Here is a 24086-nt window from a genome sequence, read left to right on the forward strand (position 1 = left end):
CTATTTGCTCAAATACATCTTGCGCTTAGAATACAGTTCGTAAAACTGATCATCCTTCAAACTGTCAATAAACAAGATGCTTTCTCCAGTACTCTTCATTTCCGGTCCCAGGTTTTTATTCACATTCGGAAACTTATTAAATGAAAAAACGGGTTGCTTTATGGCAAAGCCCTCCAGCTTTGGGTTAAAGCTAAAATCACTTAATTTTTTTTCTCCCAGCATTACCTTGGTTGCATAATTAACATAGGGCTCTCCGTAAGCCTTTGAAATAAAAGGAACAGTCCGGGATGCCCTTGGATTGGCTTCTATGATATAAACCAAATCATCCTTTATAGCAAACTGAATATTTATTAAACCTACTGTATTTAAGGCCAGGGCAATATTTTTTGTGTGATCCTTAATTTGTTGCATTACAAATTCACCCAGGTTAAATGGTGGCAGGGTGGCATTTGAATCGCCTGAATGTATCCCACAGGGCTCTATATGCTCCATTATTCCAATAATATAGACATCCTTGCCATCACAAATTGCATCAGCCTCGGCTTCTATGGCGCCATCCAAATAATGATCCAGTAACAGTTTATTGTTGGGTATTTTGCGCAGTAGATCTACCACATGTTCTTCCAGTTCTTCCTTATTGATTACAATTTTCATTCCCTGCCCACCCAACACATATGAGGGTCTCACTAATAAAGGGAAATCAAGAACATCTGCTAATTCCAGGGCTTCTTCAGCGCTTTCCGCAACTCCAAATTCGGGATAGGGAATATTATTTTCCTGCAATAATTTGGAAAAGCTCCCCCTGTCTTCGGCAAGGTCTAAAGACTTGAAACTGGTACCTATAATTTTGATTCCGTATTTATCTAACTTTTCTGCTAATTTAAGAGCGGTCTGTCCGCCAAGTTGAACAATCACCCCTTCAGGTTTTTCATGAAGGATAATGTCATAAATATGTTCCCAGAACACCGGTTCAAAATATAATTTATCTGCCGTGTCAAAATCTGTGGATACAGTTTCCGGGTTGCAATTAATCATTATTGTTTCATAACCACATTCCGCAGCTGCCAGTACGCCATGCACACAGCAATAATCAAATTCAATCCCCTGCCCTATTCTGTTGGGTCCTGAACCAAGAACAACTATTTTTTTTCGATCTGTTACGATGCTGTCATTCGCCACTAACCTCTGCCCTTCCGGGGTTTCAATTTCCTCTTCAAAAGTGGAGTAATAATAAGGCGTCATAGCTTTAAATTCAGCTGCACAGGTATCTACTAATTTATAGACCCTGTTAATTTTTAGTGCTATTCTTTTCTTGTGAACCTCACTCTCATAACAATCGAGCATATGGGCTATTTGCCTGTCTGCAAAACCTTTTTGTTTCCCTTCCAGAATCAATTCCCTGGGAAGGCTTTCAATGGTATATTTGGATATTTCCTTTTCCAGCAGGTGCAATTCTTCATATTGCTTTAAGAACCACATATCTATCTTTGTGATCTCATGTATTCGACTCAAAGGAATTCCAAGTTGTATAGCATCATAAATCACAAAAACCCTGTCCCAACTGGGAATTGTAAGTTTACTTATAATCTGATCATAATTTTTATATCCTTTCCCATCTGCTCCCAGGCCATTTCGCTTAATTTCAAGAGATTGAGTAGCCTTGTGCAGGGCTTCCTGAAAAGAACGTCCTATTCCCATAACTTCTCCAACCGATTTCATCTGTAGGCCCAGCGTTCTGTCTGACCCTTCAAACTTATCAAAATTCCAACGTGGTATTTTAACGATTACATAATCAAGTGTTGGCTCAAATAATGCCGAGGTAGATTTGGTTATCTGATTTTCCAGTTCATCTAAAGAGTAGCCGATAGCTAATTTTGCCGCAATCTTGGCAATGGGGTATCCTGTAGCTTTTGAAGCCAGGGCAGAGGATCTGGATACCCTCGGGTTGATTTCAATGGCAATAATATCTTCTTTTTCATCCGGACTTACTGCAAACTGGACGTTACATCCTCCGGAAAAATCTCCAATACTTCTCATCATGTGTATTGCCATATCGCGCATCCTTTGAAAAGTGCTGTCAGATAAGGTCATGGCGGGTGCCACCGTAATAGAGTCTCCTGTATGGATACCCATTGGGTCCATATTTTCAATGGTACAAATAATAACTACATTATCATTTTTGTCACGCAGCAATTCAAGTTCATACTCCTTCCATCCCATAAGGGCCTTGTCTATCATTACCTCATGAATGGGTGATATTTCAAGCCCACGGCTAAGTAGATCGTCAAAATCTTCCGGTTTATGTACAATTGATGCACCGGCCCCTCCCAGGGTATAAGACGCTCTAATTACCAGTGGAAAACCAAATTCCTGGGCAATCTCTTTTCCCTCGAGAAAAGACGTAGCAGTAGATTGGGGTGCCATTCCAACACCTATTTTAAGCATTAACTCGCGGAATTTCTCACGATCTTCCGTTATATTTATGGCATCTATATCAACACCAATAATTTCAATTCCAAAGTCATCCCAAATACCCCTTTCCCCGGCCTCAATGCACAAATTCAGGGCCGTTTGTCCACCCATAGTTGGTAAGACCGCATCAATATTCGGATGTTGTTTTAATATATGAACAATTGACTTGGTGGTAAGCGGGAGAAGATAAATATGATCTGCCATAGAAGGATCTGTCATAATAGTAGCAGGATTACTATTTATCAAGACAGTTTCAATACCGTCCTCTTTTAATGAACGTAGAGCCTGTGAACCAGCATAATCAAATTCACATGCCTGTCCTATTATTATTGGTCCGGATCCTATTATTAGTATTGATTTTAAATCTTTACGTTTTGGCATTTCTTTATTTTTTAGCTTTTTTATTATTTATTAGATAAAAAAAAGGTGCTACTTTTAAAAAGTAACACCCAATTATTTTAAAAAATTCAATCATTATTTTTTATGTCTCGGCTCTGAAGATACACTAAGTTTTTTTCTTCCTTTAGCTCTTCTTCTAGAAAGAACTTTACGTCCGCTTACTGACGCCATGCGTTCCCTAAAACCATGTTTATTTCTTCTCTTACGCTTGGATGGTTGATATGTTCTTTTCATTACCGCTTTTTTTACTTTGGAATCCCAAAATCTGCGCGCAAATATACGAAGAGTTTTTGCTTTGGCAAATGGAATTAAAAAAATATTTCGGATAGTTTTAGTACTTTTGCGGGAGCTTAAAAATTCTTGCATTAAAAGTTGAAAAAAATATCATATTTACTGATTTATCTGCTCATTAATACCGCATTATTTGGGCAATCCACGATGCAGTATAACCTATCCTTGGGTGATGTTTTTACAATTAAGCAGGACGCAAATCAAATAATTACTCAGGAAATAGACGGAGCTACCCATGAAATCACCAACACTCTTCATGGGATATTGGAATTTAGAGTTAAGGGTGATAATAATAACACCTATGATATAGACGTCATGTTTAAAGACTTGAACTTAAAAATGACATCTAGTATTCAAGGAGAATTGATGAACGTAAACGCTAAAGATTTTGAAGAAAATGATGCGCAATCTAAAATCTTCAATAGCCTGTTAGATGTTCCTATACAAATCATTTTAGCCAGAACAGGTGATATTTTAGAAGTTAATGGTGGTGATAGCCTGGTATCAATAATGGCTAAGGCATCTGGTTTAGAAGATGAATTTTCGTTGAACATGATGAAAAAATCTCTGGAAAAAGAATTTGGTTCAGAAGCACTATCTAATAGTTATAAACAATTAACTTTCATATACCCTGTCTCACCAATTGAGGTAGGTGATAGCTGGAAAAATGAATATTCGGGTAAACTACAGACACAAAACACCTGGACCCTAAATGCGATTTCCGAAGCTGGTGTAAATATAGAGGGGGAAGCCCTGGTGTTAATGGATGTTGTTGAGCCTTCTTCAACGATGAAACTGAATGGCACCCAGAACTCATCTGTAATAGCGGATATCATGACTGGTTTTGTCAAAAAAATGACGGTCCATGGATTAGCTGAAGGATATACAACTATGACTCAGATGGGTGATCAGGAAATCCCAACAATTATAGAATCTACAATTATTTACGAATTAATAGAAAACTAAATATGTTCAACAAGAATATTAAACTGGTAATTGCTGCTCTTATTATTGCATATGCTGTGTACCAATTCATAGAAGGCAATATTGGAAACGGTATTTTTCTGATTTTGCTTTCTTCAATTTTTGTATTTCTTTATTTCAGGAATGAATTTATTCTTCTGGCCTTCCTTAGGATGCGTAAGCAGGATATGCCTGGAACAGAAAAATGGTTACAAAAAATAAAGAATCCTGAATCGTCTCTTACTCCAAAACAGCAAGGTTATTACAATTACCTGTTCGGTATTATCTTTTCACAAAAGAATCTTACCCAAGCTGAAAAATATTTTAGGAAAGCTCTAAAATTGGGCTTAAACATGGACTATGACGTTGCCATGGCCAAACTTAGCCTAGCTGGTATAGCTATGCAGAAAAGGCGAAAAAGAGAGGCCACAACACTCCTTCAGGAAGCCAAAAAACTTGATAAGAACAACATGCTTACTGATCAGATAAAAATGATGCAGCAGCAAATGAAGAAGATCTAAAGGCCTATTTTGATACTTTGTAATACCCCTTGTTCGGAATTTCTAAAGTATAGGTTTTACCGGAAGTATTATTAAGATGCGGTTCCCTTAACCAGGGGTTATGCCTTTTAAGAATTTTGTAGTTGATTTCATACTGCTGAGCGAAATCCGCAAAATTTTGTACCGGTTCTTCTACCACCACATTAAATGTTGGTACTGCATTATAAAGGTCATCATTTTCAATGTCAAATCCGTATTTTTCCGGATTACTGAGTATTTCCTTTATAGCAAGTATCCGAAAAACATAGCGACCTGTTTCTTCTCCCAATAGTAAATCATAATAATCATTAGCCTTCTGAATACCCATATATTTATTTATAGAGCCTGGACCGGCATTATAAGCAGCCGCAGCTAGGGTCCAGCTACCATATTTTTCCTTGTATTTCTGCAAATATTTACAAGCCACCTCCGTGGACTTCTCCAGATGATAACGCTCATCAACATTGTCATTTATTTCCAACCCATATTCACGTCCAGTCGCCTTCATTATTTGCCAAAATCCTGTAGCTCCGGCATGTGATACCACATTTTGCAAGCCACTCTCAGCTACTGCTAAATATTTGAAATCATCAGGAATCCCATTTTTAGAAAGTATAGGCTCAATTACAGGAAAATATTTATGAGCTCGTTTCATTAGTAGAAGCGCATTTGATTGCCAATACGTATTTACCAAAAATTCCCTGTCTACACGCTCCATTATTTCTGGATCTTCCTGAGGTACTATTTCGTTGGCAAAATTTAAATCAGCCGGAATTTCAATGGCTGAAATTCGATATTCACTCGAAACATTTTTGTCTTTTAATTGAATGTCTTTCCCCTGATATTCAGCACCAAAATCATCCCCTTGTTGCACCGCAAAGATTAAGGTGCTTATTACAAAAACAACCCCTAAAATCATCAGCATATTCTTAATTATCCTCATAATATATTATTTAGTGACCTATCAAAGGTATAAAATACAACTCCGTTATTCCAAAATAATTGTGGGCAATCGTTCATTAAACCATTTATATCTATGAATGATCATGGTATGGGTGCCCTTCTCAACGACATGACAATTCTTGATATATTGAATAGGAAAAACCGCATCATTATCTCCATGGATATGAATTAAATTTGGATCGCAACTACTTTGATCCCAATGAACTAGTTTGTCTATACACCAATCTATATAGTATTTATCACGCACAGACAGGTATTCTTCATATAATTTGAGACGTTTGGTAATCATCTCTCCAAAAGCGTATTTAACCAAAAGTTCAACATTATTTACTAACCCGGTTGGCAGTAATTTGTGTATTTTGGTGTATTTCGCAAATAGCAGGCGTTTAGGTAATTCTGATTTTTGTTTAATGCTCGAAATGATAATTACTTTTTCTACATCTAAAAGCTTTGCCATTTCCTGTACAAGCAGTCCTCCCAATGATACACCTACAAGCACCGGTCTTTTATGTCTGATTTGCCTGCACATTGCAGCTGCATAGGCTTCAAAAGTAATTCCGTATTCCGGAATAAACCATTCTAATAAATGTATTTCAAATCTGTCTTTTGGTAATTCAATGTTTTTAAAAATAGCAGAGCTCGCAGCCATTCCGGGCATGAAATAAACTTGAATTTTAGTCGTGCTCATTTAATCTAAACTATTGTTTTTACTAGGAAAATAGCAATTTTTTTCTTACTTTTGTACGCTGTTTGTTAAATTACCACTGCCAGTTGGAGAATTAAACATTGGCCGACAATATAGATAACTACGATTAATGCAAGATCGTGATTTTTTTATCTGAAACCATTTTAAATCATACTATATGAATGAAGTAGCAATTAAGGATAATAGTTTCTTACGTCAATTTGAAACTAAGGTTGATGGTCATCTTGCCAAGATTGAATACTCTTCGCAGGAAAGAAAAGTTTTTCTAACCAAATTGGTTATTCCTGATGAAATATCTCAAGAAGGGTTTAAAGAAGAATTTATTAAAGCGGTTTTGAATCTCATACAGGAACAAAAGCTCAGAGTGGTTCCCACAAGTCCTCAAATTGCAGGTTTTTTACGAAAGAACAGACAATATAAGGAAATGCTCCCGGTAGGCATCCGGATTTAAAAATTTACAACCTCCTTTCCGGAGGTTTTTTTATGCCCAGACTTCATTCTGCACAAAATTTATCTGTACCAATCCGTCTTCATATATTTCAGCAAGGGTTACTTTGTGTAATGTATTTACTAATTCAGGATTCCATGGCGTTTTGACTTTTACGTAGTTATCTGTGAACCCATGGATATAACCTTCCTTATTTTCACTTTCAAACAATACAGCTCTATTCTTTCCCAGTTGGCTCTCATAAAATGACCTTCTTTTTTTAACGGACAGGCCCCGTAACATTTTACTTCGCTTACTCCTGACATTTTTTGGTACTACCTGCGACATACTTGCTGCTGCAGTACCGTCTCGTTCTGAATAGGTAAAAACATGCAGATAGGAGATATCCAACCCATTTAAAAAATTATACGTTTCCAAAAAGTGTTTATCCGTTTCACCGGGAAATCCCACTATAACATCTACTCCAATGCACGCATGAGGCATCACTTTCCTGATTCTCTTAATCCTATCCACATAGAGATCCGTGAGATAACGCCTTTTCATTTGTTTAAGAAGTTCATCGCTCCCACTCTGCAAAGGGATGTGAAAATGCGGCACGAAAGTATTACTATCCGCTACAAAATCGATGGTTTCATTTTTCAACAGGTTAGGTTCTATAGAAGATATTCGAAATCTGTGAACACCTTCAACGCTATCCAAAGCTTTTACAAGGTCAAAAAAAGTATGCTCGTGCTTTTTATTACCGAATTCTCCTTTACCATAATCCCCAATATTTACACCAGTAAGTACAATCTCCTTTATGCCTTGTTCTGATATCTCCTTTGCATTTTTCAATACATTTACAAGAGTGTCGCTTCTGGAAACACCCCTTGCCAGGGGGATAGTGCAATAGGTACATTTATAATCACAGCCATCCTGGACCTTTAAAAAAGCACGGGTTCTATCGCCAACGGCATAACTGCCAACATAGAAATCCACCTCATCAATTTCACAGGAATGTACTACACCAAAGTCATTCTTGGAAAGATCATTGATATAGTCCAATATCTTAAACTTCTCTGAAGCACCTAAAACCAGATCCACACCATGAATATCTGCAAGGTCTTGCGGTTTTAATTGTGCATAACAACCAATGGCTGCAACAAAAGCTTCGGGATTTGTTTTTTGTGCTTGTCTTACAAGCGTTTTAAAGCGTTTATCCGCATTCTCTGTTACCGAACAGGTATTTATGACATACATATCTGCGCGATCCGTGAAATCTACACGATCGTATCCTTTATTCTCAAAACTCCTTGCAATGGTCGAAGTTTCAGAAAAGTTTAGCTTACAACCCAGCGTATAAAATGCTACTCTCTTCTTCATTACTGCTTTGATACAAAATTAAAGACCGTAAAGATATCAAAATTTAAGGCAAACCATCTAAGCTATAGCAGTTTGGGAAATACTTAAACCCTTTTGCGGAGCTTTGAACGGGTCTTCTTGCTTATAGTTGGTGTTTTTCGTTTAGTAGTTCCGGAACTTCTTAGTTAATTCAAATACATGGTTAAGGATAGCCGCCTCTTGTTCATCAAAAACAACTCCTCTTCTTGCCATCATTACTTCTGCAGCTTCAAAAGCCTTCTTCGGCAGATATGTGGTAAACCCGGAAGCGCCACCCCAACTAAAGCTGGGTACAAAATTTCTTGGAAAACCAGGCACGTAGATATTTGCGTTCACTCCAATAACGGTTCCCGTATTAAACATGGTATTAATTGCTGTCTTGCTGTGATCACCCATCATAAGGCCGCAAAATTGAAGCCCTGTATGTTCAAATCGCTCAGTGGCGTAATTCCACAAACGCACTTTGGCATAATTATTTTTCAAATTTGAATTGTTGGAATCCGCTCCAATATTACACCACTCCCCTAAAACGGAGTTTCCCAAATAACCATCATGGCCTTTGCTCGAATATCCAAAAATCACCGAATTATTAATTTCTCCACATACTTTACCATAAGGGCCAATTGTGGTAGGTCCATAAATCTTGGCTCCCATTTTTACAACGGCCTTTTCACATAAAGCAAATGCCCCCCGAATTAGGTTTCCTTCCATTATTTCAGAGTCCTTTCCTAAGTATATCGGGCCGTTACTGGCATTCAAAATACTGTATTCCACTATGGCGCCTTCCTCAAGAAAAATATGCTCAGCATTGATTAAATGATTGGTAGAAGATATTGGAGCGCTTTTCCTTCCCTTAGTAATCATATCAAAGTCGTGCTGTAAAGCAATCCCATTTTTAGAAAAAATATCCCAGGTGTTTACAACCCTAAGTAAATCTCCCTCGAAATTTATTTTTTTAAAATCAGATATATTAACATTTTGTTCGGCATCTTCTGCGAAATAAGCAATTACAAGATCTTCTTTAAAAACGGCTTCGTTCTTTTTTAACTTAAGTATAATAGAGACAATTTCTTCTGTTGGACAGAAAGATGCGTCAATTAAAACATTAGCCGGGCCATTTACTAACGGATATTTTTTAGAAAGATATTGTTCTGTCTTTGTGCTGGTAGTTGCAGACAGTAGCTTCTCCCATTTTTCTCTAATTGTAAGAATGCCGATTCTAATATCGGCAACGGGCCTGGTAAAAGTAAAAGGTAATAACGAATTCCTGACTTCACCGTCAAAGAGAATATAATTCATCTATTTAAATTTTAAATAAAAATAAAAAAATAACGCCCCCGATAATAATCGGAGGCGCATCTATATACGGGATTATAAAAAGTCTACTTTTCCTCAGTACCTGACTTCGTATCCTTAGCCTCCGGAGCGGAAGGTTTTGCCTCCTTTTCGAACTTTTTATATTTGCTCTTAAATTTATCTATTCTACCAGCAGTATCTACCAATTTAGCCTTACCAGTATAGAAAGGATGAGAGGTTCTTGAGATTTCCAATTTAACCAACGGGTATTCCACACCGTCAACTTCCAAAGTCTCTTTTGTAGCTGCTGTAGATTTGGTGATAAACACATCTTCATTAGACATATCCTTGAATGCTACCAATCTGTAATTATCCGGATGTATACCTTTTCTCATTTTATATTCTTTTTAAACTTCTGAATTTTAAGCGTGCAAATTTAATTAATTTTCTGAGAAACAACAATTTTAATTTCCCAAAAAAGAAAACTTAAAAATTGTATCTTTAAATGTAACAAAAATCAAACAAGAACAACTAACTATCTAAAACATCAAATTCATATAAAAATGGAAGAAAATCAACCTAAAACCGGAAAGTTTTCATTGAATTACGGATTAATCCTGGGAGCAATCGGAGTAATATTTGGTATAATGTTATATAGCATGGATGCCCATTATTCGCAGGACCCGAGTAATACGGTAATAAGTATCTTAATTATGGTTGGCGTCATTATTTGGGGTATTATTAACTTTAGAAAGGCTAATGAAGGATTTTTAACCTTGAGTGAGGCCTTAAAACTAGGAGCTGGAATAGCCTTAGTTGCCGGAATTATAACAGTCATTTATACTCTGTTTTTATCTAATGTACTCGATCCGGAGTTTGCAGTAAAAATTGCAGAAACCACAAAAGCAGCTAGTGAGGCGGGTGGTCAGATGTCAGATGCACAAATACAACAGCAATATGATGGTACAATTAATTATTTCTGGATTTCTTATCCTTTCATTTTAATATTTAATATCATAGCTGGTTTAATTATTGGACTAATCGGAGGTTTGATCCTGAAAAAAGCAAAACCAGATTATTAATTATTAAAAATTGTACTTTTGGCAGGAATTTCCTTAGAACTCAATGAATCTATCCATAGTTATTCCTTTACTTAACGAAGAAGAGTCTTTAGAAGAACTCCATGATTGGATTGCCGGTGTTATGCAATCCAATCATTTTTTATACGAGATCCTCTTTATTGACGATGGCAGTTCAGACCAATCATGGAAAGTAATTGAACGGTTAGCGGAAAAGAATGAAAACGTAAAAGGCATACGATTTCATAAGAATTTCGGAAAATCTCAGGCACTTCATGCAGGGTTTAAAGTTGCACAGGGTGATGTGATTATCACCATGGATGCGGATTTACAGGATAATCCGGAGGAAATACCACAACTTTATAACCTAATTACAAAGGAAGGATTTGATCTGGTTTCGGGCTGGAAGAAAATAAGATATGATTCCCTCTTCTCCAAGAACATTCCTTCAAAGCTTTTTAATTGGGCTGCAAGAATTACATCCAATGTAAAATTACATGATTTTAATTGTGGGTTAAAGGCCTTTAGAAGTGACGTAGTTAAAAATATTGAAGTCTCAGGCGAAATGCATCGTTATATCCCGGTTCTGGCTAAAAATGCGGGGTATTCCCATATAGGTGAAAAAGTTGTAAAACATCAGGCTCGTAAATACGGTAAGACAAAGTTCGGGGCGGAACGTTTTATTAATGGATTATTAGATTTAATAACTATCTGGTTTGTTTCCAAGTTTGGTAAACGCCCAATGCACTTATTTGGAGCTTTAGGTGTACTGATGTTTATAATTGGTTTTGGATTTGCTCTTTATCTTGGAATTGACAAACTTTTTATTAATCCTTTCGGGCGATTGTTATCTGAGCGGCCACAATTTTACGTTTCACTTACATCAATGATCATTGGAACACAATTTTTTCTTGCTGGGTTTCTCGGAGAAATAATGGTTAGATCAAGGGTAAATGTACAACGCTATACGATTTCTGAAGAATTAAATCTTTCAAGGCCTTAAAACAGATATTCTTTGTAATTTTAAATTTTCAATCGAAAATTCCATACAAATGGACGACATTCTTTCCAATGCCAAAGCATGGCAAACCGACTTTTTTGATCCCTCGGTCAAAAAAGAAATTCAGAATCTTATGGCCAATGATCCGGAAGAACTGAAGGATAGATTTTATAAAAACATGGAGTTTGGTACCGGAGGTATGAGGGGTATAATGGGAGTTGGTACAAATAGAATAAATAAATATACTTTAGGCAAAAGTACTCAGGGACTGAGCAACTACCTGAAAAGAGTTTGTCCTGGTGAAGATTTAAAAGTAGTAATTGCCTATGACTGCAGACATAATAGTGATACTCTGGCAAAGACAGTAGCCGACGTTTTTTCAGCGAACGGAATAAAAGTATTTCTTTTCTCCGAATTGCGGACAACCCCTGAACTTTCCTTTGCGGTTAGATATTTAGGCTGCAATGCGGGAATAGTTTTGACAGCATCACATAATCCCCCCGAATATAACGGATATAAAGTTTATTGGACAGATGGGGGGCAAATCGTGCCTCCTCAGGATAATGAAATCATTGAAGAAATTAATAGGCTGAACTACGAAGAAATCAATTTTAATGCCAATTCGAACCTGATTGAATTAATAGATAGCGAAGTTGATGAAGCTTTTATACAGGCATCTGTGAAAAATGGAAGCTTTGGCGCAAAAGAGAAGGACAATTTTAAAATTGTCTTTACATCCCTTCATGGAACTTCAATTACAGTTATCCCTGAAGTTCTAAAACGAGCCGGCTACAATAATGTGACCATTATACAAGAACAGGCTGTACCAGATGGTGATTTTCCCACAGTGAAATCCCCGAATCCGGAAGAGCCGGAGGCACTTACCCTGGCGATGAAAAAGGCCGAAGAAATAGGGGCCGATATGGTTGTTGGAACGGATCCGGATAGCGATAGATTAGGCATAGCAGTCCGGAATCTTGAGGGAAAAATGGAATTATTGAATGGAAATCAAACCATGCTCCTGATGACTAAATTTTTATTGGACCAGAGAGCAAAACAAGGATTTACCGGAATTGAGTTTATAGCTACTACCATAGTATCTACCCCTATGATGAATGAAATGGCCAAAAGCTATGGGGTGGAATGCAAAACATCCTTGACCGGATTTAAATGGATTGCGAAGATGATCAAAGATTTTCCCGAACAGCATTTTATAGGAGGTGGTGAAGAGAGCTTTGGCTATATGGTTGGTGATTTCGTAAGAGATAAGGACGCGGTTACAGCCACCTTACTGGCCTGTGAAATAGCTTCGGACGCTAAAGCTAATGGCAGCTCTTTTTATAAACAGCTTATTGATTGTTATGTCAATTATGGTTTCTATAAAGAAAAGTTGATATCAATAACCAAAAAAGGAATGAGCGGTGCAGAAGAGATAAGCCAAATGATGATTGACTTTAAAGAGAATCCGGTAAAATCGATTGGAGGCGCAAATGTTGTTATTGTTGATGACTATAACACGTCTACTTCTAAAAACCTGGTAACCGGTGAGGTTAAACAAATTGATATCCCAAAATCTAACGTCTTAATCTATACCACAGAAGATGGAAGCAGAATGGCAGCCAGGCCCAGTGGTACAGAACCAAAAATTAAATTTTACTTTAGCATAAATACCAGACTCGATTCTGCAGAAAACTTTAAAAAAGTAGATAAGGAATTGGATGCACGCATTGAAAGGATTCTTACAGAACTGAAGCTTCATTAATGGAATATTTTAAAAAAATCCTGCGTTTTGCCATCCCGTATCGCAGGTACGGATTCTTAAATATTTTTTTTAATATTCTTTATGCACTTTTTAGTGCACTTTCCTTTGCCGCCCTTATTCCCATGCTGGATGTGCTTTTCGACAAAACCAAAAAAGTGTATCAGGCACCTGTTTATAACAGTTCTGTAAACTTAAAAGACTATCTCCAAGAGTACGTAAATTATAAAGTCACTGATTATTCAGGTGATGATGAAATGAGTGGTTTGGTATTGGTCATTGGATTGGTACTGATACTCTTTCTCCTTAAGAATTTGTTTAATTATTTGGCCATGTATTTTATTACATTTTTAAGGAATGGTGTCCTTAAAGATGTCAGAAACAAGATGTATCAAAAAATTGTGGACCTTCCCCTCGCCTATTATTCTGAGAAAAGAAAAGGTGATGTTATAGCGAGAATTTCATCCGATGTTCTTGAAATTCAATATTCATTTCTTTCCATTCTAGAGTTGATTATCAGAGAACCGCTTACCATACTTTTCACAATAAGCATTATGTTTTTAATAAGCGTAAAGCTCACCCTCTTTGTATTTATTTTTATTCCAATTGCAGGAATGATAATTTCCCGAATAGGAAAATCCCTTAAAAAGAATTCAGACAGGGTGCAAAAAGAACAGGGCGAATTCCTTTCTATAGTTGAAGAAACTTTGGGCGGACTAAGAGTTATTAAAGCATTTAACGCAGAATCTAAATTTTATGGAACTTTTAAAAATTCTACAGAACGTTTTTTTAAATTTTCCAACAAATTACTTAACAGACAAAATCTCGCATCCCCTACCGGAGAATTTTTGGGCATCCTAGTAATTGGTGTACTATTATGGTTTGGAGGAAAAATGGTGCTTATAGATAAAACTCTGGGCGCATCCGAATTTATAGCATATATGGGATTGGCTTATAACATACTTACTCCGGCTAAACAAATTAGCAAAGCATTATATGGGGTCAAAAAGGGCAATTCCGCAGCCGAACGGGTTTTAGAAATTCTGGAAACAAAAAACCCAATCGCTGAAAAGAAAGATGCTATTGTCAAAACCGATTTTAATACCGGGATAACATTAGAAAACATTGCTTTTAAATACGAGGATGAATACGTTTTGGATAATTTCAATCTTTATGTGCCTAAGGGTAATACAGTAGCTTTGGTGGGACAATCCGGTAGTGGTAAAAGTACAATAGCTAACCTGGTTACCAGGTTTTATGATATCAATGAAGGCGCAATAAAAATTGATAATACAAATATTAAGGACCTCACTAAAAAATCACTCAGAGATCTAATAGGGCTGGTTACACAAGACTCTATTCTCTTCAATGATTCGGTAAAGAATAATATAGGACTGGGAAAGGAGAATGCCAGTATTGAAGAAATTAAGGATGCTGCGAAAATTGCCAACGCTCATGACTTTATAATGGAATTGCCTCAGGGCTATGACACAAATATCGGGGATAGTGGTAATAAGCTAAGTGGTGGGCAGAAACAACGTCTTTCTATTGCAAGAGCCGTTTTAAAGAACCCTCCGGTTATGATTATGGACGAGGCCACCTCTGCACTGGATACGGAAAGCGAACGCCTAGTTCAAGATGCACTCGAAAAAATGATGCGTAACCGCACCTCTATTGTTATTGCGCACAGATTATCCACCATACAAAATGCGGATACTATTGTTGTGTTACAGAAAGGAAAGATTGTAGAACAAGGGTCTCATAAAGAACTGCTAAAATCAAGTGGTATGTATAAAAACTTGGTAGATATGCAAACACTGGGCGTAATATAAATTTAAAATGCAATTAAACCTTTTAAATTCAACGCAGTCTTAAATAAATAAGTATTTGCTTTGATCGCCGAAGAAACCTTAATAGAAAATTTAAAGCAGAAAGATACCCAGGCCAAAGCCTTTGAGGTACTCATTAATACTTACAAAGAACGCTTGTACTGGCATATTCGTAGAATTGTGATAGATCATGACGACACGGATGATGTATTGCAGAATACATTTGTTAAGGTCTTTAGAAATATTGATAAATTTAAAGGAGATAGTAAGTTATATTCCTGGATGTACAGGATTGCTACTAATGAAGCACTTTCATTCCTTAAAGTAAAGTCCAAAAAATTAGGGGTCAGTAATGATGAACTTCAGGAAAGATTGGCTAATAATTTACAGGCAGATGTATACTTTGAAGGTGATGAAATACAATTAAAGTTACAAAAGGCAATTGCTTTATTGCCGGAAAAACAGAAATTGGTTTTTAATATGAAGTATTTTGAAGAATTAAAGTACGAGGAAATATCGGAGATATTAGAAACCTCAGTAGGTGGTCTGAAAGCTTCCTATCATTTAGCTGTAAAAAAAATTGAAGCCAGTTTAAAGGAAGAGTAATTGAAGTAATGCTTATTTAATATATTTAGATTTAAAGTAAATTGGGAATATATAAGTAAAATGATATAAAACCGGCGAATATTAAACCTTTTAGGACATCGAGAGTCAAACCATAAGGATGGGTAAAAAAAGAAAAAATAGTGGATTTAAGACCCCTGAGGGCTACTTTGAAGGCTTAACGGATAATCTTTTAAACAAAATGTCAAAAGAGGCTTCAAGTCTTCCTAATAAGGATGGATTTAAAATTCCTGAAGGCTATTTTGATACTCTAAATAAAGAAGTACTAGAGAAGGTAACTGAAAAGGAAATAAAAGTAATACGTCTTCAAGCCTATAAGAAATACTTTTATGCGGCAGCCTCAGTAGCGGCAATTGTATTATTAGTACTAAGTATTCAATGGAGGGATAAAAGTAGTTTTACCTTTGATGATCTGGCCAGAACAGATATTGAAATTTACCTCGAAGAAAATGAACTGGGTTTGAGCAGTTACGAACTTGCGGAGGTACTACTAACAGAAGAAATGGAAGTAAATGATATTCTGAATATTGAACTGGATGATGAAAACATCATAGATTACCTTGAGGATAATATTGATGAATTAAATTTGGAGATCGATGAATAATTTCGGCAAAATATGGGTATTTACTGTGCTATTTTTAACAGTTGCTATAGTATCGGGGCAAGACAGGCCAGGAATGGACAAAATTAAATCCCTGAAGGTTGCATTTATAACAGAACGTGTAGGTCTTACAAGTAAAGAGGCTACAATGTTTTGGCCTGTTTACAATGAGCATGAGGAAGCACTATCTCAAATTCGAAGAAAGGAACGCGTCGAAATAAGAAGTAAAATGGCCGATTTTGAGAACTTAAGCGAGAATGAGGCCAGTAAACTCTTAGATCAGTTTATTGAGCTTGAACGGGAGAAACAAGAGCTTAATATAGTATTCCTGTCAAATATTCGTGACGTTATTTCACCTAAAAAAACCTTTCTTTTAATTAAGGCCGAAGAAGATTTCAGGAAACGCCTGTTGAGACAAATTCAGCAAAGGCGTCAAGGAGGTGGATAAATTATGGGCTCATATAGAATAATTGAGGAAACATTTTGGTTTCCTTTTTTGTTGGTTAAATCAGGAGTTAAACCCTTTAATTATAATATTTAACTACTTTAATATCAATAAAATTTAAACTTTAATTAAACCTTTACTTTAATTAATAGTCTTAGTTCTATAATCAATAAAAAAGAAGTTATGAAAAGTTTAAAACTATTAGTAATCATTATTTTATTAGTTGGTACAACTTCAACAATTACTGCTCAGCGCAACATAAAAGTATATCCTAAACATGGTACGGTTGTTACAACATTATACCAACCAAGACTTGTCGTGCATAAAGGAGTAAATTTTCATTTTTCCAAAGGTGTCTGGTACAAAGCCAGAGGAAGAAAATACATGGTGTGTGCAGCTCCTGTGGGAGTTAAAGTGAGACAACTTCCCTTAGGAAATAAAGTGGTTGTATATGGTGGCAGGAAGTATTATGCTTATCATGGAGTTTTTTATAAGAAAAAAGGTCGTAGCTATATCGTAGTTAATGTATAGTTGGTTGGGTATTGATTTGGTTACCACAAAAAGTGGATAAATTGTTGGTGATAAAAAAGGGAAGTACTTATACTTCCCTTTTTATTTAAAAGTAAGTTTGGCAATGCGATTTTTTCCTGCAGCATATGCCACCGAATCATTCTGGAATCGTATGGTGTAGAACCCTTCGTTTGAAATAGCCTTCCAATTCATCCCCATATCATGGGAATATGATATTCCTGTAAATCCTATGGCCACAATCTCATTACCTTCAGAATCAGGAACAAATCGGATACAACTCTTGTAACCGGGTTCTTGATTATTAGCAAGTAGCTGCCAGCTTTTACCTCCATCACGGCTGATCGCCTTATTGGCTTTTCGTTTATCAGGCTCTGTATAATCTCCTCCAATCGCAATTCCCAGCAAGTTATCGTAAAAATCAATCGAATAAATACCCTGAGTAGGTTTATCTCTAAGGATCGGGGTTTGTACCGCGCTCCATGATAATCCCTTGTTATCAGTATAAAACACACGTCCTTTAGTTGTTCCTATCCAGCCTTTATTTCCCTGAACAACAATATTCGTGTTACTGGCTGCAAAAGCTCCTTCCCCATCAAGCGCCTCAGGCAATTGGGCGCAAGAGAGTTTGGTCCAGCTATATCCACCGTCTCTGGTTATAATAATAGACAGGCAACCTCCAACATTATCCCCTATAGCGATACCCTCTTTGTCATTCCAAAAAGCCATTGCATCATAAAAAACGTTCTCCCCTTCTTCTGTGTAAACCAATTCCATGCTTCCTTTATCGCCTGTTTTATATAACAAGGCAGGATTTGCTACGGAGAGCATAAAAAAATCGGTAGAGGTATGTGCTATTGCCCTAAATTCGGGCAAAATACTATCGAATTTTTGTCTATTGGTCCGAACTGTTTTGGTCTGCAGATCAATTGTACCAAAAACACCCTCATTGGCGGCAAAACCTAAACTACCTCCCATTAATTCAATTGCTCTTATATTTAATGAATCCTCATAAAGTACTTCAACCTTAACCTTTGTAAAATAAGGCCTGTTAACAGGCTTCTTGCAGGAATGAATTACAAACAATGTGATGAATAAGATAATATAGCGCATATGTAAATGTAGGAATAAAACCGGATTTTGGGCCGATAGCAAAAAACGATTATTCTGCCGTTATATAGCACTATCTGAAAAATAGAGACGGCATTTACAGGTTTAAAAAAAATAAAAAACTATGTTTAGTTGCTAAGGTGTAATTGATTGGTTAAAAATTAAAAGCAATACCTTTGCCTACTAAATTTTGCAGATGCGATTACATAGAAATTTGGTGTTTGCAGTGGTAGATGCACTCAACCTTATATTTAACGAAGGAGAATATGCCGATAAGGTAGTGGAAAAAACTTTGAAGCACGACAAACGATGGGGCTCCAGGGACAGAGGTTTTATTGCTGAAACCACTTATGACATAGTGCGTTGGAAGCGACTCTATTCAGAAATTGCAGAAGTAGTGGCTCCCTATTCCAGACCAAACTTATTTAGGTTGTTTGCCGTGTGGGCAGTACTTAGGGGAATTCAATTACCAGACTGGAAACAAATCGAAATGACCCCGACCAGACGAATTAAAGGAAAATTCGATGAGCTTTCCAAAATAAGAAAGTACAGAGAATCTATTCCAGACTGGATAGAAGAATTAGGCCTAAATTCCTTGGGAGAAGACTTATGGACAAGGGAAATTGCCGCATTAAATCAACAGGCACAGGTAATTCTCAGGACCAATACACTTAAAACCACTAAAAGTAACTTAAAAAACCTTCTGTTAGAAGAGGGTATTGAGACCGAAACTATTGAGGGTCATCCTGATGCCTTGAAATTAAAAGAGCGTACGAATGTTTTTAAAACGAAGGCATTCACTGACGGCTTTTTTGAAGTTCAGGATGCCTCATCACAACAGGTTGGATATTTTACACAGGTTGAACCAGGATTACGGGTAATTGATACCTGCGCAGGAGCCGGCGGTAAAACTTTGCATTTAGCCGCTCTTATGAAAAACAAAGGACAACTTATTGCACTTGATATATATGAGAATAAATTAAAAGAACTTAAGAGAAGAGCGAAAAGAGACGGGGCCCATAATGTCGAAACCAGGGTAATAAGCAGCAGCAAGGTTTACAAAAAATTATTTGCAAGTGCAGATAGAGTGCTTATAGATGCCCCTTGTACAGGCCTGGGCGTACTAAGACGCAATCCGGATGCCAAGTGGAAATTACAGCCTGAATTTCTGGCCAAGATTATCAAGGTACAGCAGGAAATACTGAAAAATTACAGCAAAATGGTAAAAGAAGGCGGTAAACTTATATATGTTACTTGTTCTATTCTGCCTCAGGAAAATACGGAGCAGGTGAAACAATTCTTAGATTCAGATGAAGGAAAAGTATTCTCTATGGAAAAAGAAGTGAACATTTATGCCTCAGAAAGCGGATTTGACGGTTTCTATATGGCTAGAATGATTAGGAAGTAATGAACAATTGCATTTGAAAACTGTTAACTTTTCTCTTAAAAAAACCCATATTAATAATGTAAATTTGTGCTTTCGTAATCCTAATTTTTAATAAGTTCCATGATTCATTTCTTTGGAGACCTCAGCACTAAAGTTTTTGCAGTACAAACTAACCAAGAACTTTCAGAAACAGACATTGAGAAACTTAGTTGGTTATTTGGGAATCAATCCAGAATAAATGTGGCGTCTATAGACGCCTTTTTTGTTGGACCCAGGGCTGCCATGATTACCCCGTGGAGTACTAATGCTACCGAAATAACACAGAATATGGGTGTTTCTGGAATTCTTAGAATTGAAGAGTTTACAACGGTGGATGAAAAATTTATAGATTTTGATCCAATGCTCTCGGAAAAGTACCAAGGGTTAAATCAGGAGATTTATAGTATTGAGGTGGCACCTCACCCCATTTTGGAAATTGATGATATTACCAAATATAATAAAGAAGAGGGCTTGGCACTGAGCCCGGATGAAGTAGAATATCTTGAAGGATTATCAAAAAAAATAGGTCGGAAATTAACAGATTCTGAGGTCTTTGGTTTTAGTCAGGTAAATTCTGAACATTGCAGGCACAAAATTTTTAACGGAACTTTTGTTATTGATGGCAAAGAAATGCCTGCCTCACTTTTCAAGCTAATAAAAAAAACAGCTCAGGAAAATCCAAATGAAATTGTATCCGCATATAAAGACAATGTGGCTTTTGTAAAGGGTCCTAAGGTGGTTCAATTCGCTCCAAAAACTTCAGATAAACCAGACTACTATCAGGAAAGCGAGTTTGAATCTGTTATTTCACTAAAAGCCGAGACCCACAACTTTCCAACTACGGTAGAGCCTTTTAATGGGGCAGCTACCGGTTCCGGAGGTGAGATACGGGATCGACTGGCAGGAGGTAAAGGTTCATTACCCATCGCAGGAACCGCCGTATATATGACCTCATATTCACGCCTGGAAAAAAACAGGTCATGGGAGAATGGTATGGAGGAAAGACCATGGTTATACCAAACTCCAATGGATATTCTTATAAAAGCTTCCAATGGTGCTTCTGATTTTGGCAACAAATTTGGTCAACCTTTAATTTCAGGATCTTTGTTGACCTTTGAGCACGAAGAACATTCCAGAAAACTGGGATATGATAAGGTTATAATGCTTGCAGGAGGTATTGGTTATGGCAAAGCAGACCAGGCCCTAAAAGGAATTCCAAAAAAAGGAGATAAAATAGTTATTCTTGGGGGTGACAATTACCGCATAGGAATGGGTGGCGCTGCCGTTTCAAGTGCTGATACCGGTGAATTTAGTTCATCTATAGAATTAAATGCGGTACAAAGGTCGAACCCGGAAATGCAAAAACGCGCGGCCAATGCAATAAGGGGCCTTGTGGAAAGCAAAGAGAATCCCATAGTTTCTATTCATGATCACGGTGCGGGCGGACATTTAAACTGTTTATCAGAATTAGTAGAAGAGACAGGAGGTAAAATTGATCTGGATATGCTCCCGATTGGAGACCCTACACTTTCTGCCAAGGAAATTATAGGGAATGAATCTCAGGAACGCATGGGACTCGTAATGGGTGCAAAAAATATGGGTTTATTACATAGAATTGCCGATAGGGAACGCTCTCCGATCTATGATGTAGGGGATGTTACCGGAGACAATAGATTCACTTTTGAATCCAAAACAAAAGGAACTAAGCCAATGGACCTTGAACTTTCTGACATGTTTGGCAGCTCTCCAAAAACCATCATGGATGATATTACTGTCAACAGGAAATATCAGGTAACAGATTATAAAATAGAATTTTTTCACGACTACCTCGAGCAAGTCCTTCAACTGGAAGCCGTTGCATGTAAGGACTGGTTAACCAATAAAGTAGACCGATGTGTTGGCGGCAAGGTTGCCAAACAACAGTGTGCCGGACCTTTGCAATTACCCTTGAATAATTGTGGTGTCATGGCGTTGGATTTCAAGGGCAGAGAAGGCATTGCGACTTCTATTGGTCATTCCCCAATAAGCGGATTAATCGATCCGGTCGCAGGTAGCAGGAACAGTATTGCAGAAGCCCTTTCAAATATTGTCTGGGCACCTTTAAAAGACGGCTTAAAATCGGTTGCTCTCTCTGCTAATTGGATGTGGCCCTGTAGAAACGAAGGAGAAGACGCCAGATTGTATGAAGCAGTTAAAGCTATATCGGACTTTGCCATTGAACTTGGGATCAATGTCCCCACCGGCAAGGACTCATTATCCATGAAGCAAAAATACAAGGATGAAGAAGTTATTTCTCCGGGAACCGTCATAATTTCCGCCGCAGCAAATTGCACGGATATTACCAATGTAATAGAACCTGTATTTCAAAGTAATGCGGGAAGTATTTATTATGTTAACATCTCACAGGATGCATATGAGTTAGGCGGATCTTCTTTTGGACAAATCCTCAATAGAATTGGTGATAAAGCCCCTACTATAAAGGAATCGGCTTATGTCATTAATGTATTTAATACACTTCAGGAATTGATAAAAGATGGACAAATTGTAGCTGGCCATGATGTCTCTTCAGGAGGATTGATAACCACACTTTTGGAAATGTGTTTTGCAGATATTAATCTGGGAGCATCTTTGGATCTTACAAATCTGGCCGAAAATGACACGATCAAATTACTTTTTGCCGAAAATTCCGGATTGGTTTTTCAGGCCAAAGATGATTCAGTGGAAATAAAAATGCAGCAGGTAGGAATAGATTATAAGAAAATAGGGAAAGTTAACCAACAACCGGAATTGAACTTAAAAAATCAGGAAACTGAAATAAGTTTAAACATTAACAGTTTACGCGATATCTGGTATAAAACGTCTTATCTCTTGGACGAAAGGCAAACCTCCAATAATCTTGCTAAATCAAGGTATGGAAATTATAAAAAACAACCTCTGAATTTTATCTTCCCTGAATATTTTCAAAATCTTCATCCTGAAAGAAGTGCAGAAAATATAAAGCGGCCAAAGGCAGCAATTTTAAGAGAAAAAGGAAGTAATTCTGAGCGTGAAATGGCCAATGCAATGTACCTTGCCGGGTTTGATGTCAAGGACGTCCACATGACCGATCTTATTGCTGGCAGGGAAACTCTGGAAGACATTCAGTTTATAGGTGCAGTAGGCGGATTCTCCAATTCAGATGTTTTGGGAAGTGCAAAGGGCTGGGCAGGTGCTTTTAAATATAATGAAAAGGCAAGGCAGTCACTTCTAAACTTTTTTGAGAGGACGGATACTTTATCGGTAGGAATATGCAACGGATGCCAGCTTTTTATGGAATTAGAATTAGTAAATCCTGAACATGAAGTTCATGGTAAAATGACTTTTAATAATTCGCACAAGCATGAGAGCAGTTTTACCTCCGTGAAGGTTATAGACAATAATTCGATAATGCTTGCTTCTCTTTCGGGAACGACTCTTGGAGTATGGATATCCCATGGTGAAGGGAAATTTAGTCTTCCATTGAGTGAAGAAAATTATGATATCGTTGCTAAATATGGTTATAGTGACTATCCCGCAAATCCCAATGGAAGTGATTTTAATACTGCTATGATGTGCGATAAAACAGGAAGGCATTTGGTGACCATGCCACATATTGAGCGTTCTATTTTTCCTTGGAACTGGGCGTATTATCCAAAGGATAGAAACGATAAAATATCACCCTGGTTAGAGGCGTTTACTAACGCCAGAAAATGGATAGAAAAACAAAACGAAGTATCTTGATTATTCGCAGGGCCCAACAAAAGGACTTACCAGCTATGGTAGAACTCATAGCTAACGATGAATTAGGCAGGTTAAGAGAAAACTTCAAAACACCTTTACCTGAGCAGTACTTGAATGCATTTGATAAAATTAATTCGGATCAAAATCAGGAATTAATGGTCATGTCAAATGACTCCGGAGATATAATTGGCACTTTGCAACTAAGTTTTATTCAATATCTAACTTATCAGGGAGGCATAAGAGCACAAATAGAAGCCGTAAGGGTGCATGAGGATTACAGGAATAAAGGAATTGGAAAGGAGCTTATACAATGGGCAATAGATCGCGCTAAACAAAAAGAAGCACATGTAGTGCAGCTTACTACGGATAAAAAAAGGGATACGGCCGTGAAATTTTATGAAAAACTAGGGTTCATTGCATCCCATGAAGGAATGAAACTTCATTTGCACTAAATAATGAAGTGACCTTT

22 protein-coding genes are annotated in these 24086 nt (G+C 37.1%); 14 read left to right on the forward strand and 8 right to left on the reverse strand.

Translation table 11 applies throughout. The features are described 5' to 3' along the window. Positions 1-2853, reverse strand: coding sequence for a carbamoyl-phosphate synthase large subunit (gene carB, locus WBM60_RS04220; RefSeq protein WP_424262372.1), 2853 nt, complete (start codon positions 2851-2853; stop codon positions 1-3). A gap of 93 nt (positions 2854-2946) precedes the next feature. Further along, a complete protein-coding gene (gene rpmH / locus WBM60_RS04225) occupies positions 2947-3105 on the reverse strand; it encodes a 50S ribosomal protein L34 (protein ID WP_297702715.1) in 159 nt (52 codons plus the stop codon). Between the two features lie 138 nt (positions 3106-3243). Here rpmH and WBM60_RS04230 point away from each other — a divergent pair, with 138 nt between their 5' ends. Continuing rightward, complete coding sequence (locus tag WBM60_RS04230) at positions 3244-4128, forward strand: DUF6263 family protein (protein WP_424262370.1); 885 nt, start codon at positions 3244-3246, stop codon at positions 4126-4128. Between the two features lie 2 nt (positions 4129-4130). Next, positions 4131-4646: a tetratricopeptide repeat protein gene (locus tag WBM60_RS04235; protein WP_424262368.1), complete on the forward strand. Its 516-nt coding sequence runs from the start codon at positions 4131-4133 to the stop codon at positions 4644-4646. Between the two features lie 4 nt (positions 4647-4650). Here the strand turns inward: WBM60_RS04235 and WBM60_RS04240 are convergent, their stop codons facing one another. Both WBM60_RS04240 and WBM60_RS04245 read right to left on the reverse strand, forming a co-directional pair. After that, the gene (locus WBM60_RS04240; RefSeq protein ID WP_424262366.1) at positions 4651-5607 is read right to left on the reverse strand and encodes a lytic transglycosylase domain-containing protein; all 957 of its coding nucleotides are present in this window, start codon (positions 5605-5607) and stop codon (positions 4651-4653) included. A 45-nt stretch (positions 5608-5652) separates the two neighbouring features. Then, complete coding sequence (locus WBM60_RS04245; protein WP_424262364.1) at positions 5653-6315, reverse strand: alpha/beta fold hydrolase; 663 nt, start codon at positions 6313-6315, stop codon at positions 5653-5655. A gap of 175 nt (positions 6316-6490) precedes the next feature. On the opposite strand from WBM60_RS04245, the gene WBM60_RS04250 reads away from it, so the two are divergent. Further along, positions 6491-6784: a GNAT family N-acetyltransferase gene (locus WBM60_RS04250; RefSeq protein WP_424262362.1), complete on the forward strand. Its 294-nt coding sequence runs from the start codon at positions 6491-6493 to the stop codon at positions 6782-6784. A gap of 30 nt (positions 6785-6814) precedes the next feature. Here the strand turns inward: WBM60_RS04250 and mtaB are convergent, their stop codons facing one another. The 3 genes from mtaB to WBM60_RS04265 all read right to left on the reverse strand — a co-directional run bounded on the left by mtaB (position 6815) and on the right by WBM60_RS04265 (position 9852). Then, positions 6815-8143: a tRNA (N(6)-L-threonylcarbamoyladenosine(37)-C(2))-methylthiotransferase MtaB gene (gene mtaB, locus WBM60_RS04255; protein ID WP_424262360.1), complete on the reverse strand. Its 1329-nt coding sequence runs from the start codon at positions 8141-8143 to the stop codon at positions 6815-6817. Positions 8144-8284: 141 nt separating this feature from the next. Continuing rightward, on the reverse strand, positions 8285-9460 hold the full coding sequence (locus tag WBM60_RS04260; protein WP_424262358.1) for a GlmU family protein: 1176 nt from the start codon (positions 9458-9460) through the stop codon (positions 8285-8287). An 83-nt stretch (positions 9461-9543) separates the two neighbouring features. Next, the gene (locus tag WBM60_RS04265; protein ID WP_424262356.1) at positions 9544-9852 is read right to left on the reverse strand and encodes a type B 50S ribosomal protein L31; all 309 of its coding nucleotides are present in this window, start codon (positions 9850-9852) and stop codon (positions 9544-9546) included. A gap of 168 nt (positions 9853-10020) precedes the next feature. Here WBM60_RS04265 and WBM60_RS04270 point away from each other — a divergent pair, with 168 nt between their 5' ends. From WBM60_RS04270 to WBM60_RS04305, 8 genes are all read left to right on the forward strand, one after another. Next, the gene (locus WBM60_RS04270; protein ID WP_424279505.1) at positions 10021-10539 is read left to right on the forward strand and encodes a DUF4199 domain-containing protein; all 519 of its coding nucleotides are present in this window, start codon (positions 10021-10023) and stop codon (positions 10537-10539) included. A 43-nt stretch (positions 10540-10582) separates the two neighbouring features. Continuing rightward, complete coding sequence (locus tag WBM60_RS04275; RefSeq protein WP_424263014.1) at positions 10583-11539, forward strand: glycosyltransferase family 2 protein; 957 nt, start codon at positions 10583-10585, stop codon at positions 11537-11539. Positions 11540-11588: 49 nt separating this feature from the next. Continuing rightward, on the forward strand, positions 11589-13298 hold the full coding sequence (locus tag WBM60_RS04280) for a phospho-sugar mutase (RefSeq protein WP_424282788.1): 1710 nt from the start codon (positions 11589-11591) through the stop codon (positions 13296-13298). Beyond that, on the forward strand, positions 13298-15127 hold the full coding sequence (locus WBM60_RS04285; RefSeq protein ID WP_424277187.1) for an ABC transporter ATP-binding protein: 1830 nt from the start codon (positions 13298-13300) through the stop codon (positions 15125-15127). Before WBM60_RS04280 ends, WBM60_RS04285 begins: the two co-directional genes overlap by 1 nt. A 60-nt stretch (positions 15128-15187) precedes the next feature. Then, a complete protein-coding gene (locus tag WBM60_RS04290) occupies positions 15188-15730 on the forward strand; it encodes an RNA polymerase sigma factor (protein ID WP_424264196.1) in 543 nt (180 codons plus the stop codon). A 118-nt stretch (positions 15731-15848) separates the two neighbouring features. After that, positions 15849-16352, forward strand: coding sequence for a hypothetical protein (locus WBM60_RS04295; protein ID WP_424264194.1), 504 nt, complete (start codon positions 15849-15851; stop codon positions 16350-16352). Continuing rightward, positions 16345-16797 (forward strand): hypothetical protein, encoded by a 453-nt coding sequence (locus WBM60_RS04300; RefSeq protein WP_424264192.1) that lies wholly within the window; start codon positions 16345-16347, stop codon positions 16795-16797. The genes WBM60_RS04295 and WBM60_RS04300 overlap by 8 nt, the downstream gene beginning before the upstream one ends. Positions 16798-16977: 180 nt before the next feature. Then, positions 16978-17325: a DUF6515 family protein gene (locus WBM60_RS04305; protein ID WP_424277188.1), complete on the forward strand. Its 348-nt coding sequence runs from the start codon at positions 16978-16980 to the stop codon at positions 17323-17325. Between the two features lie 81 nt (positions 17326-17406). Here the strand turns inward: WBM60_RS04305 and WBM60_RS04310 are convergent, their stop codons facing one another. Next, positions 17407-18435, reverse strand: a complete 1029-nt coding sequence (locus tag WBM60_RS04310; RefSeq protein WP_424264188.1) for a WD40/YVTN/BNR-like repeat-containing protein — start codon at positions 18433-18435, stop codon at positions 17407-17409. Between the two features lie 193 nt (positions 18436-18628). Between WBM60_RS04310 and WBM60_RS04315 the strand changes: the two genes are divergently transcribed. The 3 genes from WBM60_RS04315 (at position 18629) to WBM60_RS04325 (ending at position 24069) form a co-directional block, all read left to right on the forward strand. Continuing rightward, on the forward strand, positions 18629-19840 hold the full coding sequence (locus WBM60_RS04315; protein ID WP_424282789.1) for an RsmB/NOP family class I SAM-dependent RNA methyltransferase: 1212 nt from the start codon (positions 18629-18631) through the stop codon (positions 19838-19840). Positions 19841-19939: 99 nt separating this feature from the next. Next, entirely contained in the window at positions 19940-23617 is a 3678-nt protein-coding gene (purL, locus tag WBM60_RS04320; protein WP_424282790.1) for a phosphoribosylformylglycinamidine synthase, read from the forward strand. Further along, on the forward strand, positions 23587-24069 hold the full coding sequence (locus WBM60_RS04325; RefSeq protein ID WP_424259863.1) for a GNAT family N-acetyltransferase: 483 nt from the start codon (positions 23587-23589) through the stop codon (positions 24067-24069). Before purL ends, WBM60_RS04325 begins: the two co-directional genes overlap by 31 nt. Positions 24070-24086 lie beyond the last annotated feature (17 nt).

It is taken from the genome of Eudoraea sp. (genome assembly GCF_049669105.1).
Taxonomy (GTDB): domain Bacteria; phylum Bacteroidota; class Bacteroidia; order Flavobacteriales; family Flavobacteriaceae; genus Eudoraea.

What these genes read in the sequence shown, in the direction of transcription:
- WBM60_RS04295 (WP_424264194.1), top strand. Translation starts at nt 15,849, where the DNA reads ATGGGTAAAAAAAGAAAAAATAGTGGATTTAAGACCCCTGAGGGCTAC.
- WBM60_RS04325 (WP_424259863.1), top strand. Translation starts at nt 23,587, where the DNA reads ATGGATAGAAAAACAAAACGAAGTATCTTGATTATTCGCAGGGCCCAA.
- WBM60_RS04285 (WP_424277187.1), top strand. Translation starts at nt 13,298, where the DNA reads ATGGAATATTTTAAAAAAATCCTGCGTTTTGCCATCCCGTATCGCAGG.
- mtaB (WP_424262360.1), bottom strand. Translation starts at nt 8,143, where the DNA reads ATGAAGAAGAGAGTAGCATTTTATACGCTGGGTTGTAAGCTAAACTTT.
- WBM60_RS04315 (WP_424282789.1), top strand. Translation starts at nt 18,629, where the DNA reads ATGCGATTACATAGAAATTTGGTGTTTGCAGTGGTAGATGCACTCAAC.
- carB (WP_424262372.1), bottom strand. Translation starts at nt 2,853, where the DNA reads ATGCCAAAACGTAAAGATTTAAAATCAATACTAATAATAGGATCCGGA.
- WBM60_RS04265 (WP_424262356.1), bottom strand. Translation starts at nt 9,852, where the DNA reads ATGAGAAAAGGTATACATCCGGATAATTACAGATTGGTAGCATTCAAG.
- WBM60_RS04275 (WP_424263014.1), top strand. Translation starts at nt 10,583, where the DNA reads ATGAATCTATCCATAGTTATTCCTTTACTTAACGAAGAAGAGTCTTTA.
- WBM60_RS04260 (WP_424262358.1), bottom strand. Translation starts at nt 9,460, where the DNA reads ATGAATTATATTCTCTTTGACGGTGAAGTCAGGAATTCGTTATTACCT.
- WBM60_RS04300 (WP_424264192.1), top strand. Translation starts at nt 16,345, where the DNA reads ATGAATAATTTCGGCAAAATATGGGTATTTACTGTGCTATTTTTAACA.
- WBM60_RS04240 (WP_424262366.1), bottom strand. Translation starts at nt 5,607, where the DNA reads ATGAGGATAATTAAGAATATGCTGATGATTTTAGGGGTTGTTTTTGTA.
- WBM60_RS04245 (WP_424262364.1), bottom strand. Translation starts at nt 6,315, where the DNA reads ATGAGCACGACTAAAATTCAAGTTTATTTCATGCCCGGAATGGCTGCG.
- WBM60_RS04280 (WP_424282788.1), top strand. Translation starts at nt 11,589, where the DNA reads ATGGACGACATTCTTTCCAATGCCAAAGCATGGCAAACCGACTTTTTT.
- rpmH (WP_297702715.1), bottom strand. Translation starts at nt 3,105, where the DNA reads ATGAAAAGAACATATCAACCATCCAAGCGTAAGAGAAGAAATAAACAT.
- purL (WP_424282790.1), top strand. Translation starts at nt 19,940, where the DNA reads ATGATTCATTTCTTTGGAGACCTCAGCACTAAAGTTTTTGCAGTACAA.
- WBM60_RS04270 (WP_424279505.1), top strand. Translation starts at nt 10,021, where the DNA reads ATGGAAGAAAATCAACCTAAAACCGGAAAGTTTTCATTGAATTACGGA.
- WBM60_RS04235 (WP_424262368.1), top strand. Translation starts at nt 4,131, where the DNA reads ATGTTCAACAAGAATATTAAACTGGTAATTGCTGCTCTTATTATTGCA.
- WBM60_RS04310 (WP_424264188.1), bottom strand. Translation starts at nt 18,435, where the DNA reads ATGCGCTATATTATCTTATTCATCACATTGTTTGTAATTCATTCCTGC.
- WBM60_RS04250 (WP_424262362.1), top strand. Translation starts at nt 6,491, where the DNA reads ATGAATGAAGTAGCAATTAAGGATAATAGTTTCTTACGTCAATTTGAA.
- WBM60_RS04305 (WP_424277188.1), top strand. Translation starts at nt 16,978, where the DNA reads ATGAAAAGTTTAAAACTATTAGTAATCATTATTTTATTAGTTGGTACA.